Origin of the sequence: Streptomyces sp. 13-12-16 (genome assembly GCF_002114215.1) — a bacterium.
Taxonomy (GTDB): Bacteria; Actinomycetota; Actinomycetes; order Streptomycetales; family Streptomycetaceae; genus Streptomyces.
The window spans coordinates 1-3107 of sequence record NZ_NCTE01001083.1 but is presented as its reverse complement, the minus strand read 5'-3'; the positions used below and the strand labels follow the sequence as shown (position 1 = coordinate 3107).

The 3107-nt window shown below is 71.8% G+C and carries 2 protein-coding genes; both read right to left on the bottom strand.

Features of this window, described 5'->3' with window-relative positions; genetic code table 11:
* Positions 1–160: 160 nt before the first annotated feature.
* Positions 161–1411 carry an Ig-like domain-containing protein gene (locus tag B7767_RS35615; RefSeq protein WP_179167431.1) on the bottom strand — a complete coding sequence of 417 codons (1251 nt, stop codon included), beginning with the start codon at positions 1409–1411 and terminating at the stop codon, positions 161–163.
* Between the two features lie 150 nt (positions 1412–1561).
* On the bottom strand, positions 1562–2797 hold the full coding sequence (locus B7767_RS35610) for an Ig-like domain-containing protein (RefSeq protein ID WP_085575662.1): 1236 nt from the start codon (positions 2795–2797) through the stop codon (positions 1562–1564).
* Between the last annotated feature and the right edge of the window lie 310 nt (positions 2798–3107).

Here is a 3107-nt window from a genome sequence, read left to right as displayed (position 1 = left end):
GTCGCGGCCCGCGCCGCGCACCGTGCCGGGGTGCTTGCCGCCGCGATGCCCCGGCGAGTCGGTGATCGCGCCCGTCCTGCTTCGCGCCCGGCCGGGAAAAGGCGACGGCGGGGCCGTGCGGCCCCGCCGTCGCCGATCGGGCACGCAGTGCCCCGATTGCTTACGCCTTCCACTTCTCCCAGGACATGTTCCAGCCGTTGAGGCCGTTGTCCGGGGCGATGGTGGCGTCGTTGGAGTTCTTGACCTCCACCACGTCGCCGATCAGGGAGTTGTTGAAGAACCAGGCGGCCGGCGCGTCCTTGTCCCAGCCGCCGCGGACGTCGCGCAGGCCGACGCAGCCGTGGCTGGCGTTGCGGTTGCCGAAGGCGTCGCCGCCCCAGTAGTTGCCGTGCAGGAAGGTGCCGGAGGTGGACAGGCGCATGGCGTGCGGGACGTCCTTGATGTCGTACTCGCCGCCGTAGCCGACCGTCTCGCCGTTCATCCGGGTCACCGTCAGCTTCTCGCTGATGACCATCTTGCCGTTCCAGGTCTCGTAGCCGGGCGCGCCGGTGGTGACCGGGACGGTCTTGAGGAGCTTGCCGTCCCGCATGACCTTCATCGTGAGCTTCTTGGCGTCGACGACGGAGACCTGCTCGCGGCCGATGGTGAAGGAGACCTTCTTGGACTGCTTGCCGTAGACGCCGTCGCGGCCCTCGACCCCGTCGAGGTTGAGGTCGACGGTGACCTTGGTGCCGGCCTTCCAGTACTTCTCCGGGCGGAAGTCGAGGCGGTCGTTGCCGAACCAGTGGCCCTCGACCTCGACGGCCGGCTCGGTGGTGATGCGGATGGCCTTCTCGACGTCCTCGGGGTTGGTGATGCCCCGGGTGAAGCGGAGCGAGAACGGCATGCCGACGCCGACCTTGGAGCCGTCCTCGGGGGTGAAGGTGCCGATGAAGGTGTTCTTCGGCGTCAGCGTGGTGAAGCTGGAGTCCTCGGCCGCGGTGCGGCCCTCGGAGTCCTTGGCGACCGCGTGCACCGTGTACTTGGTGGAGGCGGCCAGGTGGGTGGACGGCGTCCAGGTGGCGCCGTCGCCGGATATCTCGCCCTCGATCCTGTCGCCGTCCGGGTTCTTGACGACGACCTCGGTCAGCTTGCCCTTGCTCGCGCTCACCTTCAGCGTGCCGCTGGTCTCGACGGACTTCGCGCCGTCCTCGGGCGCGATGCCGACCACGGCCTCCGACTGCTTGCTCTGCGCCGCGGTGGAGTCCTTGCCCTTGCCCTTGCCGTCGCCCGGGCCGGACCCCTGCTCCGAGCCTCCGCCGCCGCAGGCGGTCACCGCCAGCATCACGCCGAGCGCCAGTGCCGCCAGCTTCCGGCCGCCGCGCCCCCGGGCGCCGACCGGCGCCGCCCCCGATATGGGCCCCACGTTCACTTGTTTCTCCCCTCGGCGGGCCCAGTCCCTGCCGGACCCGCGCCCCCGCGCGCCCCTCGCGCGCTCGGGCATAGTAACCACAGGCCAGAGGGGTTCGAGGCGGCGGGTTTGTCACCGTTCCGTTCCAAGTTCAACGGCCCGCCGGAGGAGTCACTTCACCGCGCTGCCCGCCTTCCACTCCTTCCAGTTCATGTTCCAGCCACCGAGGCCGTTGTCGGGGGCGACCTCCTCGTCCTCGCTGTTGACGACCTCGACGACGTCACCGATGAGGCTGCGGTCGAAGAACCAGCCCGCCGGGGTGTCCGCCCCGCCGCCCTTCACGTCGCGCAGTCCGACGCAGCCGTGGCTGACGTTGGAGTCGCCGAAGACGTCGGTGCCGGCCCAGTAGTTGCCGTGCAGGAAGGTCCCGGAGCTGGTCAGGCGGATGGCGTGCGGGACGTCGGGGATGTCGTACTCGCCCTTGCCGTCGTCGTCGGTGAAGCCGACCGTCGCGCCGTTCATGCGGGTCACTTCGAGCATCTCGGTGATCACCATCTTGCCGTTGTACGTGGGCGTCCTCCGCGCCCCCGCCGTGATCGGCACGGTGGCCAGCAGCTCCCCGTCCCTGCGCACCCGCATGGTGTGCGCGGAGGCGTCGACCACCGACACCTGACTGCGGCCGACGGTGAAGGTGAAGGTGCGGTGCTGGAGGCCGTAGACGCCCGGTGCCCCCTCGACGTCGCGCAGGTCCAGGTCGACGGTGACCTCGGTGCCGGGCTTCCAGTACCGCTCGGGGCGGAAGTCGAGGCGGGAGTCGCCGAACCAGTGCGGGCGGATCTCGACGGCCGGGCGGGCGGTGACGCGGACGGCGCGTTCGACGGCCGCACGGCGGACGATCTTCCGGTTGAACTCCAGGGAGACGATCATCCCGGTGCCGACCGTGGAACGGTCCTCGGGCGCGACGTAGCCGATGAAGCGTTCCTCCGGGACGAAGGTGGTGAAGGTGGTGTGCCGGGCCGAGCGGCGGCCGTCGCCGTCCACGGCCACCGCGTCGACGGTGTACTTCGCGGCCAGCGCCAGCCGTGCGTCGTCGGGCTCCCAGGTCAGCCCGTCGGCGGAGATCCGCCCGGGGACCGGCGACTCCCGCGCGTCCTGCTCCACGACGACCTCCACCGACTCCAGCCGCCCGTCCGGCACGCGCACCCGCAGCGCCGAGTCGGGGCGTACGTCCTTGCTGCCGTCGTCGGGCGACACGCGGATGACCTCCTCGGCGGCCGGGGGCCCGAACGCCCCGCCGACGGTGCCGTCCGCGGTGCAGCCGGCGGCTCCGGTCAGCAGTCCTGCCCATGTCACTACGGCGGCCAGCGCGGCCCTCGCGCGCCGTGCGCGCCCTTGTACGTACCTCACGCGGTGCCCAACGACGGGCCTCGCCTCCGGGAAACGACCATGCCGCCCCCCGGGGAAACGTGAGTGCGAGGCACGCTCTGGGCAGAACAGTGGGAGGACGACGCGCCGGGGAGCCGCGGCCGGAGCCGACGACACGTGCCCTGCTCCCCTGTCCGCCGCCGTCCCCCACGAGCCGCGGGAGGCTGACAGGTGTCCAGCGCAGCCGAGCAGGAGGCGGTGGCCGCAGAGCGGGCCACCGGGGACGGGCGTCCGGCCGCCGTCGTGAACGGCGCGCGGCCGGCGCCGCCCGTGCCCACGGTGCCCGTGCGGC